Here is a 17,197-nt window from a genome sequence, read left to right as displayed (position 1 = left end):
TCAGCCCTTGACCGCGCCGGCGGTGAGCCCGCCGACGAGGAAGCGCTGCAGGGCGATGAAGGCGATCGCGACGGGGAGGGAGACGACGAGGGACGCCGCCATGAGCTCGGGCCACGCGGTCGCCGCTTCGCCGACGAACGTGTTGACGAGCCCCGGGGGGAGCGTCTGCTTGTCCGGACCGGCGAGCGTCAGGGCGAAGATGAAGTCGTTCCAGCCGCGCACGAAGGCGAAGAGTCCTGCGGCCACGAGCCCTGGTGCGGCGAGCGGGAGCACGATGGAGTGGATGATCCGCAGCCGGGACGCGCCGTCGACCCGGGCGGCCTCGACGAGCTCGTCCGGGATCGTGTCGAAGAACCCCTTGAGCATCCAGACGCACAGCGGCAGCGTGAACGTCGTGAACGACAGGATCAGAGCCGCGTAGGTGTTGAGGAGCCCGTAGGCGCTGAAGACCGTGTAGAGCGTGACGAGCAGGAGCGCCTGCGGGAACATCTGCGACGCGAGGACGAGATACATGAGCGAGCGGCGCCCGCGGTAGCGGAACTTGGAGAACGAGTAGCCCATGTACGCGGAGACGATCACGCTGAGCACCGCGGTGATCACCGAGACGATGACGCTGTTGCGCAGGTAGCCGAAGAGCGCCTCGTTCGACGCGAGGGACGTGTACGCCTCGAAGGAGATCTCGGCCGGGAAGATCCGCGGCGGGTAGGTGAAGACCTGGGTGCGCGGCGTGAGCGACGTCGCGAGCAGCCAGTACACGGGGAGCAGCGCGAAGCCGCCGAACACGACGACGGTGAGCCACGCGCTGATGCGCACGGCCGGGCGCTCGGAACGGAGCGCGCTCGCCCGACGGCGGCCGGACCGACCGGAGGGGGCCGGCGGCGCGGCGGGCGGGACGGCGTCGGGCATGGCCGTGGGCGGGAGCTGCGTCGCGGCGCTCATCGCTCCTCTCCCTTCTCCGAGAAGCGGACGTAGACGACGACGAGCGCCATGAGGATGACCATCCACAGGAGTCCGAGCGCCCCGGCCATGCCGAGGTCGAAGCCCTTGAACGCTGTCTCGTAGACGGCGGTCGCGAAGGTCTGGGTCGAGCCGGCCGGCCCGCCGCCCGTGAGGACGTAGATGATGTCGAAGTGCTGGAAGTTCCAGATGAACTCGAGCAGCAGGACGAGACCGATGATCCCCTTGAGGTGGGGCACCGTGATGGAGAAGAAGCGCCGGACCGTGCCGGCGCCGTCCATCTCGGCGGCCTCGTGCAGCTCGCGCGGCACGGTCTGCAGCCCTGCCAGGAGCATGACCATCATCCAGGGGAAGCTCTGCCAGGTCTTCGCCACGATCACCGCGGCCATGGCGGTGCCGGGCTGGGCGAGCCAGGCCTGCGGCTCGTCGATGAGGCCGAGCGACTGGAGGAGCGCGTTCATCACGCCGTAGTTGGCGTTGAAGATCCACATCCACAGGAACGACACGACCACGCCCGGCACGAGCCAGGGGATGAGCATGAGCCCGCGCAGCGCCTTGGCGCCGCGGATGCGGGTGTTCAGCGCGAGCGCGAGGCCGAACCCGATGACGAACGGCACGATCGTGGTCCCGAGCGTGAAGACCATCGTCTGCCACAGCAGCCGCCAGAAGTCGCCCGCCAGCACCTCCTGGATGTTGGCGAGGCCGACGAACGTGCGGCCCGGCAGCACCAGGCTCTGCTCGAAGAACGCGGCGACGAGCGCCGCGACCAGCGGGTAGAGCACCACGGCGGCGAGCAGCGCGAGCCCCGGCAGCACGAGGAGGACGGCGAACGCCCCGTCGCCGAGGCGTCGCGGCGCGCGCGGTGGTGCAGGGGACTCCTGCGGTGCGTCGATCTGTGAAGTCGTCATGCTCACATCCCTGTGAGAGTCCCTCACCAGCGAGGGATGTTCGAACGTGTGGAAGTCTGAAATTCTCTGTGACACGTAGGGTGCCGGACAGGGTCGCCCTTCGTCAACCCGTCCGACCTCGCCCCGGCGGCCCGCTCCCCGCAGCGGCGCCCATGGGGCCGCTAACTGCTCCCGTTCCGCAGGTTACGCACCCGTCGCGCCGTACATGCCGCACCGGGGTGCTTGACCCAGAGGCCTTCACACTGGACGATGCATAGCGTTCAATAGTGTGGTGTTGTGATCGAACTTGTGACGAGTTGGATCATGACCGTCGGCGCAACGCTGCGCATCCGTCGAGACAACGAGGTTCGAATGGACACCAACGACGCCCCCGCGCGTCCCCACCCCCGACGATGGACGGCGACGGCCCTCGCCCTCGCCCTCTGCACCCCAGCCGTCGGCGGCACCCTGGCCACCGCTGTCGCGGCAGAGCCGCCGGTGGCGGCGTCCGTCGTCGTGACGACGCAGACCGAGGGTGCCTACTCCGAGACCGGGACGTGGCAGACGGCACGCGATCCCGGGTACGAGGGCGGCACCACCCGCTTCTCGCGTGAGCCCGGCGCGAGCGCGACGTGGACGCTCACCGCTCCCGTCGCGGGCGAGTACGACCTCGACGTCTACCACGCGGCGTCCCAGGACAACGCGAAGGCGCAGTACACGTGGGACCCGGGCCAGGTCGAGCCCGTCGTGGTGGACCAGCGCTCCCCCGGGAGCACGTGGCGCACGATCGGCGACGTGCACCTCGACGCCGGCCAGACGGTCTCCGTCACCGTGACCGCGACGGCCGGCGCGGCCCCCAGCGCGCCGACGCTCAACGTCATCACCCGGGCCGACGCCGTGCGGCTCCAGCAGGACGTGTGCAGCGCCGTCGCCCCTGCTCCGACGGAGCCCGTCGACGCGGCACCGGTCGAGCGCGACGGCTTCACCGTCACGCAGCAAGGGACCGTCGTGGACATCGGCACCGACACCTGGAGCATGTCCGTGGACCGCGACGGCTTCCGCTACGCGCTCGCCCACGACGGCGAGACCGTCGCCGCGGCGCACCCCACGTCGGGCCTGCAGCTGAGCCCGGCCGACGGCCGGTTCTGCGACGCCCAGCAGGCGACGCTCGTCGACGTCACCGACGACGCCGCGGTCTTCGAGGTCGCGTTCGGGTCCGGCGCGACCGCGACCGTCGAAGCCGTGGCATCCGCCGACGCCGTGAACCTGCGGGTCCGCGCCGACGACGGCACCGAGAAGATCAGGGCCCGCACGGCCGGCGGCCTGCGCCCCGCCTACGGTCTCGGCGAGCTCGGCGGCCTGGGCGACAGCCTGGACGTCTACGGCACGAAGGACGTCGAGTACTACGCCCAGCGCGCGCCCGACGGAGCGAAGCTCCGGTTCGTCTCGAGCTTCACCGTCTTCCCCGGCCGCGACCTCGCCCAGGTGGTCCTCGACGACGGGCGCATGGCCGTCCAGGTCGACGACGAGGCGACGCTCCTCGGCGTCGACGGCGCCACGATGGACGGGCTGCACTACTTCTTCGGCGACATGGAGACGATCTACTCGACGTACAAGGACGTCCGGAACGCCGCCGGGTACGTCGACACGGAGCCCGACGAGACGTTCTTCGGCGTGGGCTACGAGTCGTACGGCGCGCTCGGCTACAACACCAACCAGGCGACGATCACGGCGTCGGTCGCGGACTACCTCGCGAAGGGGTACCCGCTGCGCTGGTCCGTCACGGGCTCGGGCTTCTGGCCGTACCGCGTCGACGGGGCGGGGACCGTCCTCGCCCAGGGCACGACGTCGAGCTTCGGCATGTGGGGCCACAAGTACCCCGACCCGGACGCCTACAAGTCGTTCTTCGCCGACAACGACCTCGCGCTCATCCTCGGCCTGCGTCAGTCCTTCCGCGCGCTGCCCGAGGACGGCGGGAAGTGGGAAGAGGCGATGGACGGCCCGTGGAGCCGCATCGGCAAGGAGAAGGGCTACTTCATCGAGGATGCGGACGGCGAGGCGATCGCCTTCCCGACGCCCAACTTCCCCGCCGACAAGATCTACCTCGTGGACCCGGACGACCCCGAGGCGGTCGCGTGGTTCGTCGACCTCAACCGCACGTGGGGGGCGGACGGTTTCAAGGAGGACCACATGTTCGACGCGACCGCGGCCGGCCTCGTCGACAGCTCGCTCGTCAACCCGATCAACGAGGCGCTCGACGCCGACGGCTCGCTCGTCATGGTCAAGGACTCGGCGTTCTCGGTCGCCGGCTCGATCCTGCGCTTCAACGACACCGACTACAACCACGGCGCGAAGGACCAGGACCGCACGGCCATCGCGGGACTCGCGTTCGCCGCGAGCGGCCAGCCGAACTTCTACCCCGACATCGTCGGCGGCCGGATCATCCCCGACCTGGAGACCAACGGCGCCAAGCAGGTGTTCCTGACCCGCAACGCGATGCTGGCGGCCGTCTCGCCGTCGATGTCGTTCGGCAACGAGCCCTGGCGCATGGGCGACGAGGAGCTCGCCGCCGCGACCCTGAAGGCGGCGCAGTGGCACGAGGAGTACCTGCCGTACATCTACTCCGCGGCGCTCGACTCCTTCGGGTCGGGCTACCCGTACACGGCGACGCCCCTGCCCGTCGCGTTCCCGGACGACCCTGCGACGTACGACCTCGTCTCGCGCGACGCCAAGCAGTACCAGTGGATGCTCGGCCGCTCGCTGCTCGTCGCCCCGCTCTACGGCAGCGACGTCCACGGCAAGGACCGCAGCACCGCGCCGACGTCGCGCGACGTCTACCTGCCCGAGGGCCGCTGGCAGGACATCGAGTCCGGCGAGGTCTTCGAGGGCCCGACGACGCTCGAGGACTACGAGCAGCCGTACGGCAAGGTGCCGGCCTTCGTCGGTGGGGCGGGGATCCTCGTCCACGCCTCGGGGCCGGACGCCGGCACCGCCGCCGGCCGCGACGACGACACCGTCGGCGCGCAGGTCTTCCCCGTGGCCGAGCCCGGGTCGTCGTTCACGTGGACCGACGGCGAGGCCTCGGGCACGGTGACCGCGGACGTGACCGACTGGTCCGCCGTGCGCGTGCGCCGCGAGGACACCTCGGCAGAGGTCGACTTCACCGTCGACGAGGTCACGGGCGCGGTCGAGTTCGACGTCGAGAGCGGCGTGGACTACCGGGTCGAGGACGCGGCGACGCCGTCGGTCTCGGTCCAGGCGGAGGCCCGCTGCCTCGCCGGGAAGGTGTACGTCGCGCTCCGGGCGACCAACGACGGCACCGTCCCCGTCGACGTCACGCTGAAGACGTCGTACGGGTCCCGCGTCGTCGAGGACGTCGCGCCCGGCGCGAGCGCGTACCAGTCGTTCGCGACCCGCGCCGCGGCGGTCGAGGCCGGCACGGCCACGGTCACGGCGACCCCGGTCGACGGCGGGCCCACCGTCCGGCGGGAGGTCGCCGTCCCGGCCCGCACCTGCTGAGACGCACGAGGCCGGGGCGGGCCGTGCGGCCCGCCCCGGTCAGCTCGCGGCGTCGTCCTCGCTGCCCGACGCGGTACCGCGCCGGCGTGCGTGGGCCGGGCGCTCGTCGTCGTGCACCCAGCGCCACAGGCGCGTCGCGACGAACCACACCACGGCGAGCGCGACGACGGCGATGACGATCTTCTGGAAGACGCCCGCGTACTGCTCGACGACGTGCCAGTTCTCACCGAGCGTGTAGCCCGCGACCACGAACAGCGTGTTCCAGATCGCGCTGCCCGCGGTCGACAGACCGACGAACTTCCACAGGGGCATGCGCTCGACGCCCGCCGGGATGGAGATGAGGCTGCGGAAGATCGGGATGAAGCGGCCGAAGAACACGGTCGCGCCGCCGTGCCGCAGGAAGAACTGCTCGGTGCGGTCGACGTCCTCGACCTTGACCAGGGGCAGCCGCTCCGCGATCCACCGGGTGCGCTCCCGCCCGACGAGCGCACCGACCGCGTAGAGCGCGAGCGCCCCGACGACGGACCCCGCCGTCGTCCACAGGATGGCCTCGACCAGCCCGAAGCTGCCCTGGCTCGCGGTGAACCCGGCGAGCGGCAGGATGATCTCGCTCGGCAGCGGCGGGAAGAGGTTCTCGAGCGCGATGGCGATCGCCGCGCCGACCGGCCCGAGCGTCTCCATGAGGTTCACGGCCCAGCCGGCGACGCCGTCGAGAGCGGGCTCCTGGGCCGCGGTCGCGGCGCTCGGCAGGGAGGTGAGGAGTCCGGGGCGCATGGTCTCCCAGCCTAGGCGAGCCTCCGCAGGACGCCGCACCGATGAGTGCGAGAGGGTGTGGAGGTCTCGTGGGCAGGTGGAAGGTTGACGACGGAGAGGATCGGGCATGCGCATCACGACGACGGTGGAGGCGAGCGGCGGCACGACGACGGGACTGCCGGTCCCGGAGGACGTTGCCCTGTCGTTCGGGCGGGGCAGGAAGTTCCCCGTGCGGGTCACGATCGGCGGGCACACCTATCGCAGCTCGCTGACGTTCTACCGCGGCCAGTTCGTCATCTCGCTCAGCGCGGCGAACCGTGAGGCGGCGGGCGTCGCCGCAGGGGACGACGTGGAGATCGACGTCGAGGTCGACGACGCTCCGCGGACCGTCGCGGTCCCGGACGACCTCGCGAGCGCCCTGAGCGCCGCGGGGGCGCGCGGTGCGTTCGACGCCCTGTCGTACTCGCGGCAGCGCGCGCTCGTCGAGCCCCTCGACGCGGCGAAGACCCCCGAGACGCGGCAGCGGCGCATCGAGAAGGCGGTCGGGTCGCTCGCGTGATCTCCTGGCGCGAGCGGGTCAGCCCCGGACGAGCGCGTCGACGAACCGGACGGGTTCCCACGCGTCGGACTCGGCGTTGGAGACGACGGCGACCGTCACGCCCGGGGCTCCGGCCGGCGGGAGGTCGGCCGACGCCGTCTGCGCGACGGGGTCGGGGTAGTGGCGCAGCATCGCGCTCGACCCGGTGTTGATGCCCTCCTTGTACGCCGAACGCACGCTCCCGTCGGCGAGGAGCTCGAACTCGAGGCCGAACCCGTAGTGCACCTCGGCCGTGCGGTCCGCAGGCGGGAGGTCCGGCCCGGTCTTCCCCTCGGTCTCCTCGGTGTCGCCGTCGTCGTGCTTGACCTGCGGCGTGAGGAACGCGCGCGTGAGGTCGGGCGGCAGGAGCTCGCCCCCGCGGACCGCCGCGAGGAACCGGGTGAGGTCGCGAGCGGTGACGTGAGCGCCGCCGTCGGGCGAGCCCACGGGCGGGTACGAGTAGATGTTCTGCCGCCACCCGGTGACGGGGCCGCTCGTGCCGTCGTCGCCGCGGGTGCGCACGGGTTCCCAGCCCTCCGCGACGTCAGGAACGGCCTCGTCCATGCGGAAGAAGCCCGAGGCCGTCATGCCGGCGCGGGCGAACACGTGCTCGCGGACGTGGTCGCGGTACGTGGTCCCCGTGACGTTCTCGAGGGCGAGGCCCGCGAGCACGAACCCGACGTTGCAGTAGCGGCAGCCCTCGCCGGGCGCGAAGTTCGGCTCCTTGTGGACGAACCCCGGGAGGAAGTCGGCCGTGCGCGTCACCGAGTAGCTGGGACGCTCCACCCACAGGTCCTCGTAGGACTCGCCGGCCTCCTCGTCGGCGTCGTCCGCGATGCCGGACGAGTGCGTGAGCAGGTGCCGCAGGGTCACCTCGCGCGGGATCTTCGTGCCCGCGAGGTCGACGTGGTCGTGGATCCGGTCGTCGAGGCGGAGGCGGCCGTCACCGACCAGCTGGAGCACCGCGACCGCCGTGAAGAGCTTGGTCACCGACGCGACGTCGAACCGCGTGGTCGGACGGACCGGGACGCCCCAGCGCCGCGACGCGATCCCGTACGCGCGCTCGAAGACCTCCTCCCCGTGGCGCTCGATCCGCACCACGCCGGAGAACGCGTCGGACGCGGCCCGGGCGCGCAGGTGCGTGTCAAGGGCAGCGAGGGCGGCGTCGTCGTCGAGCGAGGTCATGGCCCGACGGTAGGCGCGTCGGGCCGCGCGCCACCAGGGGATTCCGACGGTTCCGCGCCGTCGCCGCTGGTGGGAGCGCTGTCAGGGTACGGTCGCGGCATGGCGACCCCGACGACGTTCCCTGCCCTCGGCGTGATCCTCCCCCGCGAGCTGCCCGCCGACCAGATCGTGGCGTTCGCGCGGCGGGCGGAGGAGGTGGGTCTCGACGAGGTGTGGGTCGTCGAGGACCTCACGTTCCACGGTGGGATCGCGCAGGCCGCGACGGTCCTGGCCGCGACGCGCGAGATCACCGTGGGCATCGGGATCCTGCCCGCGGCGACGCGCACGCCGTCGACCGCCGCGATGGAGGCGGCGACGCTCGCGGCCCTGCACCCCGGGCGCCTGCACCTCGGGCTCGGGCACGGCATGCCGGACTGGATGCGCCAGGTGGGGGTGTGGCCGGCCAGCCCGCTGACGATGCTCGAGGAGACGGCGGCGACGGTGCGCGCGCTGCTGCACGGCGAGCGCGTCACCGTCTCGGGCCGCTACGTGCACGTGGACGACGTCGCGCTCCACGCGCCGCCCGCCGTCGCGCCGCCCGTGCTCGCCGGGGTGCGCGGGCCCCGCTCGCTCGAGGTCTCGGGGCGCGTCGCCGACGGCACGATCCTCGACATGCCCGTGACGCCCGAGTACCTCGCGGTCGCGCGGTCGGCGATCGACACCGGACGGGCGTCGGCCGGTGACGCCGCGCCGCCGGAGCACCGGATCGTCGCGTTCGCGGTCGGCGCCGTGCACGACGACGTCGCCGCGGCCCGCGCGATCGTGCGCCCCTCGCTCGCGGTGCTGGGCATGGCGGACTGGTCGGCGCAGGTCGACCCGCTGCCGTTCGCCGACGACCTCCGGGCCCTGCGTGACGCGAGCGACTCCCCCGAGGCGTTCGCCGCCGCGATGCCCGACGCGTGGGTCGACGCGCTCGCGATCGTCGGACCGCCGGACGCGTTCCGGGCCCGCCTGGAAGAGCTCGGCGCGCACGGCGTGTCGAGCGTCGTCCTGGCCGCGACGAGCCCCGACCCCGCGCGCCCGGACGACCCGTTCGCCGCCCTCGACGCGCTGGAGGCCGTGACGGTGAGCCGCTGACTTCTGATCGAGAACTCAGGCGCTGCGGGGGTACGTCTCGTCGAACACCATGCCCGCGAGCCACCGCTTGAACGAGTCGTTGTCGCTGAACTGCTTGAAGAGCTGCGTGTTGTCCCGCATGAGGGAGAGCATCACCCGCCCGAGCGCCTTGTCGGACTCGATGCGCGCGTTCGCCTCGTCCCCGGCCGCCTGGGCGTTGCGGTAGGCAGGGTCCTCCGCGACGCGGCGCGGGACCTCCCCGAAGAGGATCTCTCGCACCCGGTCCTCGTCGTCCCACGCGATGTTCCCGAACTGAGCGTTGAACGAGTCGAGGATCGAGGAGAGCCGTTCGAGCTCCGGGTCGACGTGCATGCCACCGCCTCCGAGCGGCACCGGGGCGAGCTCAGCATCGTCGTCCGCGAGCACGATCGCCATCGTGTCGCGCTTCTCCGCGCGGTAGGAGTCGAGGTCGATGTTCTCGAGGATGCCGGCCGAGAGGTCGTCCTCCTTCGGCGCCGGCAGCTTGGGCAGAAGGTTGTCGAGGAAGATGGAGAGCTTCTCCCAGGCCGGGCTCCCGTACGGCAGGATCCCCGCGAGGAAATCGTACGTGCGGGTGAACGCCTTGCCCTTCGACTTGAAGGCGATCTGGTCGTCGGTATCGAGGTTCTCGATGTACTCCGCCGCGCACGCGTCGAGGACGGGGTCCAGCGTGTGGCGCGGCGCACCGGCAAGGAAACCCGTGACGAAACGGTCGACGTGCTCGGACGTGAAGACCCCCATGACCGAAAGGTCGTTGGCGAGATCGTGCAGCTTGTTCGGGTCCGTCGCCTCGGCAAGGACAGTCGTCCGGTAGTAGTCCTGGAAGGCGCGTTCGATGACGTCGGAGTCGTTCGCGAAGTCCAGCACCGCCACGTCATGCTTCTGCGGGTGCGCACGGTTCAGACGCGAGAGCGTCTGCACCGCTTTGACCCCTGACAGCGGCTTGTCGACGTACATGCTGTGCAGGAGGGGCTCGTCGTAGCCGGTCTGGAATTTGTCCGCACACACGAGGAACCGGTACGGGTCGGTCTGGATGCGGTCCGCGATCTCTGCGCTCGGGAACCCGTTGAACTGGGACTCGGTGACGTCCTTCCCGTCCCGCTTCACGTCCGAGAACGCGACGATCGCGCGGTAGGGGCTCTTACGTTCGACGAGGTACGCAGAGATCGCCTCGTAATACTCGATCGCACGATCGATGCTGCTTGCGACGACCATCGCACGCGCGCTGCCGCCGATCTTGTGCTTGGCGATCACCTGCTCGTGGAAGTGGTCGACGATGATCTCGGCCTTCTGGCGGATCGCATGAGCGTTGCCCTCGACGTAGGCGCGCAGCTTCTTCGAAGCGCGCTTGAGGTCGAACTCGGGGTCATCCTGGACGGTCTTCACGAGCTTGTAGTAGCTCGCGACCTCCACGTAGTTCGCGAGAACGTCGAGAATGAAGCGTTCCTGGATGGCCTGCTTCATGGTGTAGCTGTGAAACGGGCGGTACTTGACCTCGCCGCCGTCCTGGTACGGCTCCCCGAAGGTCTCGAGTGTCTTGTTCTTGGGCGTCGCGGTGAAGGCGAAGTAGCTCGCGTTGGTCGCAAGCTTGCGGGCGTCGATGAGCCGGTTGATCGCGTCCTCGAGGGCTTCGTCGTCGCCCGCGAGGTCCTTGCTCTCGCTAACCGGAGCGCCCTTGCCGGTGATCGTGGCCGCGAGCTTGCCGGCGGTCTTCCCGCCTTGACTGGAGTGCGCCTCGTCGATGATGACGGCGAAGCACCGGTCGGCCTGGGCCGCGCTGATGCCGTCGACGACGTAGGGGAACTTCTGGATCGTCGTGACGATGATCGGGGCGCCGGCCTCGATCGCGTGCCGCAGGTCCGCGGAGCGCTGGGCGTGCACGACGGTTGAGCCGACCTGCGTGAACGACTTGACCGTGTCCCGGATCTGCGAGTCAAGGATCCGCCGGTCGGTCACGATGATGACGGAGTCGAACACCTTGCGGCCGGAATGGCGCACCCCTGTCAGCTGGTGCGCGAGCCACGCGATGGAGTTGGACTTGCCGCTCCCGGCCGAGTGCTGGATCAGGTAGGTCTTCCCCGCGCCGTGAGCCTCGGCGTCGGCGAGGAGCCTGCGGACGACGTCGAGCTGGTGGTAGCGCGGAAAGATCTGCGCGTCGGACTTCTTTCCGGTCTTGGGGTTCTTGGTCGTGACGCGCTGAGCGAACGACTCGATGATGTTCGCGAGGCTCGCAGGGGTGAGGATCCGCCGCCACAGGTAGTCGGTCATGAGCCCGTCGGGGTTGGGCGGGTTGCCGGCGCCGTCGTCCCAGCCCTGGTCGAACGGGAGAAACCAGGACTTCGTCCCTGCCAGGCGCGTGCAGAAGCGCACGAGCTTGTCGTCGACGGCGAAGTGCGCGATGGTCCGGCCGAAGCCGAAGATCAGTTCCCGCGGGTCGCGGTCGACGCGGTACTGCGCGATCGCGTCGTCGACGGTCTGCTTGGTGATCTGGTTCTTCAGCTCGAACGTGGCGACGGGGATGCCGTTGACGAACGTGACGAGGTCCAGCGAGTTCTCGTTCGCCGTGCTGTAGTGCACCTGCCGGGTGACGGTGAACCGGTTCTGTGCATGGAGTCCGGCAGCAGCGGCGTTCTCCGCAGAAGGCAGCGGAAAGTAGAGGTCGACCTGGTGCGCTCGGTGCTGGACCCCGTCACGCAGGACGGCGACCACCCCTCGTCGCGTAATCTCACCCTGCAGGCGAGAGAGGAACTCGTGCCGCGGAGCGGACGACGACGGCCCGAAGAGGTCCAGGGCATCCCGTACGTGGGGCTGGGTGTCGGCGAGGAACGCGTCGAGCTGCGCGACATCGAGCGCGTAGGCCCGGTCGAGATCGTGCGGGTCGCCCTGCGTCCATCCCCCGTATGACTCGCCGGAGGTCATGTCCGCGACGATTGCGTCTTCCAGCGACTCCTCGTCGAGCCTGGTCATGCTCTTCTCCCTGTCGGCGGCGTTCTGGCTCCATCCTTGCAGGTGGGTGCGCCAAGAGCGGCCGAAGTCAGCTCTGAGACTCAGATCCGGCGTCGACCGTGGGCTGCTCCAGGGCCGACGCGTCCAGCTCCGTCGGAAGGTTGAGCCCTCGCCCGCCCACTGGTGGAACCTGCGCGAGGAGGTCTGCTCGCGCGTGGGGCCAGAGAACGCGGACCAGGTCCGCCTCGGACTCGAGATCGACGCCGGAGGCGAGCGCAACGGCATACGTGGCTTGTACGCCGAACACGTCGCGATCCTCCTCCGGTGGCAGGCCTTGGTCGTGCACGTCGACCCGGAACCCGACGCGCCAGAGGACGGTCCCCTCGATCCGCGACGTCTCCAGGCCCAGCGACACCCCGATCGACTCTGGATCGGGCCCGATGCGGCGACGCTCGGCGCTGAGGGAGAGCGTGAAGATGGCCTCGAATCCTCCGAACCCGCGGTCAGACAGCTGCATGGGTGGACCCCGCGTAGCTACTCATGTCGACCCGCTGGACGTCCCCGATCGACACTCGCACAGTGCGCGTGACGCCGGTCTTGTGGTCGTGCGTCTCAGCCTGGAGGACCTCGGAGTCGAGCGGGGCGTCCTCGGTGTAGAACCGCGAGTTGCCGACACCAGTGTCGCCGGCGATGACGAGGCGGACCTCGTGACGACCCGTCGACCAGCAACCAGGGTCGGCGACGTTCGCCACTGAATGGCGGACCACTTTCCCGACGGCGACGGCGTATCGCCGCAGCGTCGAGATCCGCGGATCCCGGTTCCCTGCCTCGATCCGAGCGACCGCGGCCTGGCTGATCCCCATCAGGTCGGCGATCTGCTGCTGCGTCGCCGTCTGCCTCCGGTGGGCGACGAGCGTGTCGAGCATCGCCTGATCCTCCGCCACCTGCGCGGCAGCGCGTTCCTGCAGCGGGTCTGTCGTGTCGATGCCCAGCATCGTTGCGAGATCCATCGCACCTCCCATTACCTTGAGGTAATAGTGTCACGGTCTCGGCGCCACGCCTAGATCTCGGAGGCTGTGATCTCCCACGCTTCGGCACGGCTGCGCGCCTCCACGGCATGCCCGGTCTGCTCGCCGAGCCCGATCCGTCCCGGCGACTTCGAAGCCACCTTCAGGCCGAGCAGCAGGTTCTCGCGCCGGGCCGGCTCCACGAAGTAGAACCGCACGTGTCGCTTTCCGTCCGGAGCACCTGTGCGCGTGGTGAGCCGGAGCTCGAGGACGCAGCCGGTCGTCTCCATCAGGTCGACGTCGCCCGCACGGTCACGGCCGGTTCCCCGGACGAATTCCAGCTCGCCACGACCAGCCCGGTCGAGCATGCTCTGCACCTCTGCGAAGAGGACCGCCTTGTCGACCGGTGCGCACGCGTCGAGCACCGCACGCAGCTCTGCGACGGGCAGCGGCAACGCCGGGTTGCCGACATGCTCCCACGTACCGCCCAAGCCCGGATGGTCCCCGGACCGGCACGAGCGAGCACCCGGAGGCTGAGCGATGTGCATGACGGGAACGTAGCGGACCCGACCCACACGGCCCTGACATCCGTGCCTAGATACCGCAGATCGCGCAACGCCACCGACGTCCACTGTGGCTCAGTCCTCGACCGGCAGTTCCTCATCGTCGACCGCTGTGTCGGGCGCATTCGACGGCGCGGCGAACGCCTCCGCGGGGTCGATCGGCGGGAGGGCGACCGCTACGCCGCGCACGTCGACCTGCCCCGTGACCACGTCTGACGTGAGCCGCGTGCGGAACTCCTCGAGCAGCGCGATCTCCCGCAATGCGAGGTCGATCTGCCGGTCGATCCGCGCAGACTCTGCCTCGATCCGCGCCACGACCTCTCGCTGCTCCTTGATGGGCGGCAGGGGGATCAGAAGTTCACGGATCGTGTCCTGGCCCACGTTCTGCATGGAATGGCTTGCGCCGGTGGCTCCCGACTCGATCTGCGCGCGGGAGGAGCGTGTGCGGAACACTGCAGCGACGTACTCCGGGACTGCTTTCGTCTCGTCGACTCTGGTGCGGAAGATCTTGTCCGACAGCATCAGTCGGCCCCGTGGCGACCTCACGAGGGCTGCCGATCCGACGAGCGGCAGTGTGTTTGCCCTGCTCACCAAGAAGTCGCCGTCACGAATCTCGAGGTCGTACCTGGGCTCGAGCTCGGGAGGGAGCCTCTTGTTCTGGTCGGGTCGGAACGCCCCGCCGTTGACACATCCTGCCTTGACGACTCCCCACTCGTCCGGGCCTGCTTGCTGTGCATGTGCTTGAGGGGACCATCCCTGAGTGATCGGCGCGACGATCCACTTCAGGCGAATCGCTTTCCAGTGGGCGGGGAGGTCACCCAGCCACGCGTGCGACCACCGCTCGCCCGAGAGCTCGCTCCCCATGACAGCGGTCTCGAGCACCATCGATCGCTGCGAGGAGAACGCCTCGATCAACCGCTGCTTCGACGCGATCGCGCGGTTGATGCGCTGGTGGGCGTGGGCGAGGTAGGTGACGATCGCCGCCTGCTCGTCCAGCGGCGGCACTGGCACCGAGGAGCCGAGAATGTCTCCGTGCGAGAGGCCGAACCGCGTCACTCCACCCGCCGCTGCATGGAGCTGAGCCGCGACTGACGGGACTGTCAGAGAGAGGTAGAGGTACATCCCGTCAAGTTGCTCAGCCCGTGGGCGCAGCACTCCCAGGTGGTAGCCGTAGACGAGATCGTCCGACGCGTAGTCGACGTATGCCGGGACGCCGATGTCGGTCCAGCTCTCTGAGTCCTTGGTGATCGCGACATCGCCGACGCGGGTCCGGAATCGTTCAACCTCAGCGCTCGATGCGGTCGCCGGCATGAAGTCGAGGTCAGCGGTGACCACAGCGTTCTTGTACACGTCGACGTAGTTGCACAACCGAACCGGCTGCTCGCCCTCATGGTTCAACTTGTCGACGTTGCTGACGAGCAGGGAGGCGACCGTCCTGAGCCGGCGCCGTCGCCATCCAACGGGCGCGCCGTCGTCGTACTCCGGGTAGGGCTTGAGGTCGTTGAACATCACCGCGTCTCCGCCGTGCCCGCGATCTCCGCGATGAGGTTCTCGCTCTCCGCCTCGAGCGCGCGGATGTCCGCGCGGATCTCGTCGAGCGTGCGCAGGGGCGCGGGCTTGTAGAAGTGCTTGGTGAAGCTGATCTCGTAGCCGATCTTTATCTTCGACTCGTCCACCCACGCGTCGACGGCGTACGGCAGCACCTCGCGGCGCACGAACGCCTCGATCCCGTCGCGCCAGTCGCCCGCCGGCTCGAGCAGCGGGACCTGCTCGTGGTCGCGCAGCTCGGCATCGGGGTGGTACTCGACTACCCGCTGCTCCCCGCGGAAGGCGACCTCGAACCGCCCGAGGTACGGGTCCGGCGTCGTGCCTACCGGCAGGACCGCTCGCACGAGGGGCTTCGCCTCCGGGTCACGCGTCGCGCCGTTCTTGATCGCCCTTGAGACCTGCGCGGCTGTCCAGATCTTGTCTGCCTCGACACCCGCGAGCCGCAGCGGCCGCTCGACCTGCACCTTGGAGTAGCCGAACTCGCGGCCGTCGAAGGTCTTCGACTGCTCGGACTCCTCGAAGTCGAGGAACGTCGCGACGGCCCGGTCGATATCCGCCGGGGAGAGCTCGCAGTTCTTCTTGCCGAGATTCTTGCGCAGGGGCGTCGACCACCCGGACGCGTCGACGAGCTGGACCTTGCCCTTGCGGTGCTCGGGCTTGCGGTTGGTCAGCACCCACACGTACGTCGCAATGCCCGTGTTGTAGAACATGTTGAGCGGCAGCGCGACGATCGCCTCGAGCCAGTCGTTCTCGATCACCCATCGACGGATATTGCTCTCACCCTGTCCCGCGTCTCCGGTGAACAGTGACGACCCGTTGTGGACCTCTGCCATGCGGCTGCCCAGCGGTGTCCCGTGCTTCATCTTCGACACGAGGTTCGCGAGGAACAGCATCTGGCCGTCGGACGTACGCGTCACGAGGGAGAGCGTCTCGCCGCGGTGCTCGACGACGAACCGTGGGTCCTGCATGTCCGCCTTGCCGCCCATGCGCTCCAGGTCGGTCTTCCAGCTCTTTCCGTACGGCGGGTTGGACAGCATGAAGTCGAACTCCATGTGCGCGAACCCGTCGTTCGCGAGGGTCGACCACTCGGGGCCGCCCTTGATCTCGTCCGCGTTCTCACCCTCACCCTTGAGGATCAGGTCCGCCTTCGCGATGGCATACGTCTCCGCGTTGATCTCCTGCCCGTACAGGTGCGTCTCGATCGCCTTGCCGCGTTCGGCACCGAGCTGCTTGAGCGTCTCCTCCGCGACCGTGAGCATCCCACCCGTGCCCATCGCGCCGTCGTACAGCAGGTACGTCCCGGAACCGACCTGGTCCGCGACCGGGTCGAAGATGAGGCGGCTCATGAGTCGCACGGCGTCACGGGGCGTCCAGTGCTCACCGGCCTCCTCGTTGTTCTCCTCGTTGAACTTGCGCACGAGCTCCTCGAACACCGACCCCATACCGTGGTTGTCCAGACCCTTCGGGTTGTCCGGCGTGCGCGGTGACAGGTCCAGGCGCGGGTCTAGGTACTTGGCGATGAGCGCACCCAGCGCATCGCCCTTCGTCAACCGCGGGATCTGGTTGCGGAACTCGAAGTTCTCCAGAATCTCCTGCACGTTCGGCGAGAACCCGTCGAGGTACGCCTCGAAGTTCTGGCGCAGGCGAGTGCGGTTGCTCTCCGCGCGCAGCGAGCGCAGGGTGAAGGGCGACGTGTTGTAGAACGCCTGGCCAGCAGCAACGCGAAGCGCGCCCTCCTTCTCGACGATGCCCTCCGCCTTCAGGAACGCCTCCGTGTCGAGGACCTGCTCCTTGGTCCCCTCGAGCACGCCGTCCAGCCGGCGCAGCACGGTGAACGGCAAGATCACGTCCCGGTACTTGCCGCGCACGTAGAGGTCCCGCAGGACGTCGTCGGCGATCCCCCAGATGAAGCTGACGATCTGGGCGTGCTGCGTGCTGTTCACGTGGCGCTGCTCCCGGCGACGAGGGTGTGCGGACGAAAGGATGCAGGGAGGTCCCCGGCCACCAGATCGTAGTCTCCCAGCGCGCAACGGCGGTGCCCCGCACTCTGCCAACCAGTCGTGCCCGTGTGCGCAAACCCACTGGTCACAGCGCCTACTAGTCCAGACGCACACCGTCTAC

The 17,197-nt window shown here is 69.4% G+C and carries 13 protein-coding genes; 3 read left to right on the top strand and 10 right to left on the bottom strand.

The features are described 5' to 3' along the window. Entirely contained in the window at window positions 1–939 is a 939-nt protein-coding gene (locus V5D56_RS04950; protein ID WP_435737947.1) for a carbohydrate ABC transporter permease, read from the bottom strand. Next, window positions 936–1,865, bottom strand: coding sequence for a carbohydrate ABC transporter permease (locus tag V5D56_RS04945; RefSeq protein WP_435737946.1), 930 nt, complete (start codon window positions 1,863–1,865; stop codon window positions 936–938). Before V5D56_RS04945 ends, V5D56_RS04950 begins: the two co-directional genes overlap by 4 nt. A gap of 351 nt (window positions 1,866–2,216) precedes the next feature. Here V5D56_RS04945 and V5D56_RS04940 point away from each other — a divergent pair, with 351 nt between their 5' ends. Beyond that, the gene (locus V5D56_RS04940; protein ID WP_435737945.1) at window positions 2,217–5,363 is read left to right on the top strand and encodes a hypothetical protein; all 3,147 of its coding nucleotides are present in this window, start codon (window positions 2,217–2,219) and stop codon (window positions 5,361–5,363) included. 39 nt (window positions 5,364–5,402) lie between these two features. On the opposite strand, the gene V5D56_RS04935 is transcribed toward V5D56_RS04940, so the two are convergent. Beyond that, entirely contained in the window at window positions 5,403–6,137 is a 735-nt protein-coding gene (locus tag V5D56_RS04935) for a DedA family protein (protein WP_435737944.1), read from the bottom strand. Between the two features lie 106 nt (window positions 6,138–6,243). On the opposite strand from V5D56_RS04935, the gene V5D56_RS04930 reads away from it, so the two are divergent. Then, on the top strand, window positions 6,244–6,675 hold the full coding sequence (locus V5D56_RS04930; RefSeq protein WP_435737943.1) for a DUF1905 domain-containing protein: 432 nt from the start codon (window positions 6,244–6,246) through the stop codon (window positions 6,673–6,675). 18 nt (window positions 6,676–6,693) lie between these two features. Here V5D56_RS04930 and V5D56_RS04925 read toward each other — a convergent pair whose 3' ends face one another. After that, window positions 6,694–7,878, bottom strand: a complete 1,185-nt coding sequence (locus V5D56_RS04925) for a serine hydrolase domain-containing protein (RefSeq protein ID WP_435737942.1) — start codon at window positions 7,876–7,878, stop codon at window positions 6,694–6,696. A gap of 99 nt (window positions 7,879–7,977) precedes the next feature. Between V5D56_RS04925 and V5D56_RS04920 the strand changes: the two genes are divergently transcribed. Further along, window positions 7,978–8,994, top strand: a complete 1,017-nt coding sequence (locus V5D56_RS04920) for an LLM class flavin-dependent oxidoreductase (RefSeq protein ID WP_435737941.1) — start codon at window positions 7,978–7,980, stop codon at window positions 8,992–8,994. A 15-nt stretch (window positions 8,995–9,009) separates the two neighbouring features. Here V5D56_RS04920 and V5D56_RS04915 read toward each other — a convergent pair whose 3' ends face one another. From V5D56_RS04915 to V5D56_RS04890, 6 genes are all read right to left on the bottom strand, one after another. Further along, complete coding sequence (locus V5D56_RS04915; RefSeq protein ID WP_435737940.1) at window positions 9,010–11,979, bottom strand: type I restriction endonuclease subunit R; 2,970 nt, start codon at window positions 11,977–11,979, stop codon at window positions 9,010–9,012. Window positions 11,980–12,046: 67 nt separating this feature from the next. Beyond that, complete coding sequence (locus V5D56_RS04910; protein ID WP_435737939.1) at window positions 12,047–12,475, bottom strand: hypothetical protein; 429 nt, start codon at window positions 12,473–12,475, stop codon at window positions 12,047–12,049. Next, the gene (locus tag V5D56_RS04905) at window positions 12,462–12,968 is read right to left on the bottom strand and encodes a helix-turn-helix domain-containing protein (RefSeq protein WP_435737938.1); all 507 of its coding nucleotides are present in this window, start codon (window positions 12,966–12,968) and stop codon (window positions 12,462–12,464) included. Before V5D56_RS04905 ends, V5D56_RS04910 begins: the two co-directional genes overlap by 14 nt. A gap of 50 nt (window positions 12,969–13,018) precedes the next feature. Then, entirely contained in the window at window positions 13,019–13,456 is a 438-nt protein-coding gene (locus V5D56_RS04900; RefSeq protein ID WP_435737937.1) for a hypothetical protein, read from the bottom strand. Window positions 13,457–13,603: 147 nt separating this feature from the next. After that, a complete protein-coding gene (locus V5D56_RS04895) occupies window positions 13,604–15,037 on the bottom strand; it encodes a restriction endonuclease subunit S (protein ID WP_435738954.1) in 1,434 nt (477 codons plus the stop codon). Beyond that, entirely contained in the window at window positions 15,037–17,019 is a 1,983-nt protein-coding gene (locus V5D56_RS04890) for a type I restriction-modification system subunit M (protein WP_435737936.1), read from the bottom strand. The genes V5D56_RS04895 and V5D56_RS04890 overlap by 1 nt, the downstream gene beginning before the upstream one ends. Window positions 17,020–17,197: the final 178 nt, after the last annotated feature.

This window comes from Cellulosimicrobium sp. PMB13 (assembly GCF_051294865.1).
Taxonomy (GTDB): Bacteria; Actinomycetota; Actinomycetes; order Actinomycetales; family Cellulomonadaceae; genus Cellulosimicrobium.
This window is presented reverse-complemented; position numbering and strand designations above follow the sequence as displayed.

Bases quoted from the DNA above. Each gene is read 5' to 3' on its own strand.
- V5D56_RS04950 (WP_435737947.1), bottom strand. From the start codon at position 939: ATGAGCGCCGCGACGCAGCTCCCGCCCACGGCCATGCCCGACGCCGTC.
- V5D56_RS04945 (WP_435737946.1), bottom strand. From the start codon at position 1,865: ATGACGACTTCACAGATCGACGCACCGCAGGAGTCCCCTGCACCACCG.
- V5D56_RS04940 (WP_435737945.1), top strand. From the start codon at position 2,217: ATGGACACCAACGACGCCCCCGCGCGTCCCCACCCCCGACGATGGACG.
- V5D56_RS04935 (WP_435737944.1), bottom strand. From the start codon at position 6,137: ATGCGCCCCGGACTCCTCACCTCCCTGCCGAGCGCCGCGACCGCGGCC.
- V5D56_RS04930 (WP_435737943.1), top strand. From the start codon at position 6,244: ATGCGCATCACGACGACGGTGGAGGCGAGCGGCGGCACGACGACGGGA.
- V5D56_RS04925 (WP_435737942.1), bottom strand. From the start codon at position 7,878: ATGACCTCGCTCGACGACGACGCCGCCCTCGCTGCCCTTGACACGCAC.
- V5D56_RS04920 (WP_435737941.1), top strand. From the start codon at position 7,978: ATGGCGACCCCGACGACGTTCCCTGCCCTCGGCGTGATCCTCCCCCGC.
- V5D56_RS04915 (WP_435737940.1), bottom strand. From the start codon at position 11,979: ATGACCAGGCTCGACGAGGAGTCGCTGGAAGACGCAATCGTCGCGGAC.
- V5D56_RS04910 (WP_435737939.1), bottom strand. From the start codon at position 12,475: ATGCAGCTGTCTGACCGCGGGTTCGGAGGATTCGAGGCCATCTTCACG.
- V5D56_RS04905 (WP_435737938.1), bottom strand. From the start codon at position 12,968: ATGGATCTCGCAACGATGCTGGGCATCGACACGACAGACCCGCTGCAG.
- V5D56_RS04895 (WP_435738954.1), bottom strand. From the start codon at position 15,037: ATGTTCAACGACCTCAAGCCCTACCCGGAGTACGACGACGGCGCGCCC.